The organism is Alicyclobacillus tolerans, from assembly GCF_900142255.1.
Taxonomy (GTDB): Bacteria; Bacillota; Bacilli; order Alicyclobacillales; family Alicyclobacillaceae; genus Alicyclobacillus_I; species Alicyclobacillus_I tolerans.
Genome location: NZ_FRAF01000055.1, coordinates 1 through 2,409, shown reverse-complemented (window position 1 = coordinate 2,409; position 2,409 = coordinate 1). Strand labels below are relative to the sequence as shown.

At 44.3% G+C, this 2,409-nt stretch carries 1 protein-coding gene; it reads right to left on the bottom strand.

Features of this window, described 5'->3' with window-relative positions; genetic code table 11:
- Positions 1 to 2,381: S8 family peptidase (locus tag BUA75_RS15280; RefSeq protein WP_165612058.1), on the bottom strand; the 2,381-nt coding region annotated here is incomplete at its 3' end.
- Positions 2,382 to 2,409 lie beyond the last annotated feature (28 nt).

Genomic DNA, 2,409 nt, shown 5'->3' with positions numbered 1-2,409 from the left:
TGCATGACTTCGGTACGAATGGATTCGTACAAATTGATTTTTTCTGAGTGCTCCAGTATCATTGAAACACAGTACGGTTGTCGATAAGAGTCATCACCAATCCACTTGTTCGCATTCATCACAACGAGTGTAAGTGGCGTACCAGGGAGATTCTTTGTATCTCTTATAAACTCTTTTGATCCTTTTTGATGGCACCCAGCCTTTCGTGTGTTTGTGCCAGGAGCGAGATGAATTTCCTTATCCCTCAACTCCGGTGGTATGGCTTCGTCATCACTATCTGTCAAGTCCACGGTAGCAAACTTATCAACAACCTCGCCTGGGTCAACAGTGTGAAACAATTTAAAGTCCAATCGATTCCCGAGATAGCTGTCTCCCCTGGTCGCACGTGTTGGCGAATTAAAAGTAAGCACCACTGAAATTCTTTTGAAACCCTTTGTTTCAAAGAAACTACTTGGAAGACCCACAGTAAAGACTTGAACTTGCTTCAACCCGATGTCCCCTTCATGAAATAGGACAGTTCGATTATCATACGAATGTAATGCCCTTTCAACATCAGGAATTCCGTATCCCTGAGTCCTCCACATTGATTTCATCTGTTGATTATCATTTCCATGAAATCCATTTATCTTTCTGAACTCGGCTGATTGAAGTAGTAGATTCTTCATGAAATTGGCAGACGCGTTGGGATACTTGTTCGCAATTTGACCGAGAATGTGGGTTACTTTCGGTGCGGAAAAGCTCGTCCCATAATCAAACGAAAAAAGTTTCTCGACCGGCTGATTGGAAAGGAGGACGATTTTCCCACCGGCGTTCTCCAATATGCGACCGTAGTCCTCCCGTAAAATCAAATTTCCACCGTAATGAACAACTTCTGGTTTCACCATACCGTTCAATCCAAAACCGGAACGAGTGAAAGGGGATGGCTCATTTTCTTGTGCGATCGCCGTCCAAAGCTCTTCCTCAGTCATCCCCATCCCGCGGTTCGTGAACCGAATTTTGTCTGCCACTGACCCGACGGAAATGGATAATGCGGAGGTCGCTGGGTTAATGACTGCAAACGAGTCATTCTCAACCAAGTAATTCGGATAGTTCTCCACAATTTCCGAGAGTTGATTGTAGACTTTGCGTGGATGAAGATTCCCAGCCGAAACAACAAATACTACATTAGGATAGTCAAATGCGAGTTCATCAATCAGTGCTGCCAACGGGAATTGGCGACTGCCACGGCTTTTGAAAACCTCATCTTCATTTCCAAAAGATAAATTGACGACTTTAATTCGATACTCATCGTTGTCCAAAAAGGACGTGATGGCATCTCTCAACTGTCTTTCCAGTAATTTTTCTTCATCGTAGTGCGAATCTATTTTCCCAGGGGCAACTTCCACTCCATACATCACTTTCGCCGAGAATAGCCAATTTGAAGGTGAAAACTCGGCTCGTTCAATGCTCGTTTCCACATCTCCGTATATCGCGTTCCCGGCCACAGATGTTCCGTGACCCGCGCGATCCTGCGTTCCAGACTCACCCTCTTGGAAATTCTCCACGTTACCAATAGCTTGCTCTAAAAGGGGGTGATTTGACGTAATCCCTGAGTCGACAACTAAAATACCTGTTGCATCATTGGCGGGTGGATGAATTTCGAAATCGGATATATCAATGTTGTTATACGTAACTGGATTAAACGAAGGAATAAATGGCCGATCGATTTGCGCGATCTCTTTCATCGCCAACAATGCGTCGAAAATATCAGCATCCATTTTAACCCGCAACAGAGCAAAGGAACGCGTAATTAGTTGATCGCTGATGCGAAAACGGCGATCCCCCCGATACAAATCCTTTAATTCATCAATATACGTATAGAGTTGGTCATCCTCCATCCGCCACAATTCGACGTTCAAATGGCATAACTCACCACTCGTCAGCGGCTTCTTCCTAAGCAAATTTCCGATTTTCTCTTCTTTCGGAACGTCCTCGACGGCATCGATAGCGTTGAAAAAATCATATTTATGTCCATTGGGAACAACGCCAGCATATTGTGCTAATTTGTACTTAAATGTGCGAAACTCCGTGTCATTCGAAAAGACAACCCAATAGCCTTTCTTGTCCTCAGCTACGGACAAAACTGTTAAACCACCCAAAGCATTGAGTGTCTTCTCAAATTGCGTGTAGTCAACGCTTTGATTGACTTTGATCCGATAAATCAGATGCGGATTCAGTCTCCCGCTATATTTCGTCCTTAACTCATTGAACGAAAGAGCAATGTTGTCTGCTTGAGCCTTCGTCCGATCAAAATAATCAGACTTTTGTCGACCCTCGGGAACCTTGTATCCGCCACCACCCTGTCTGTTCCTTTTTGGTAAGTCTCGCTGAAATATTGGCAATGGTAAGTGGTCACGAGCCTCCATCTAA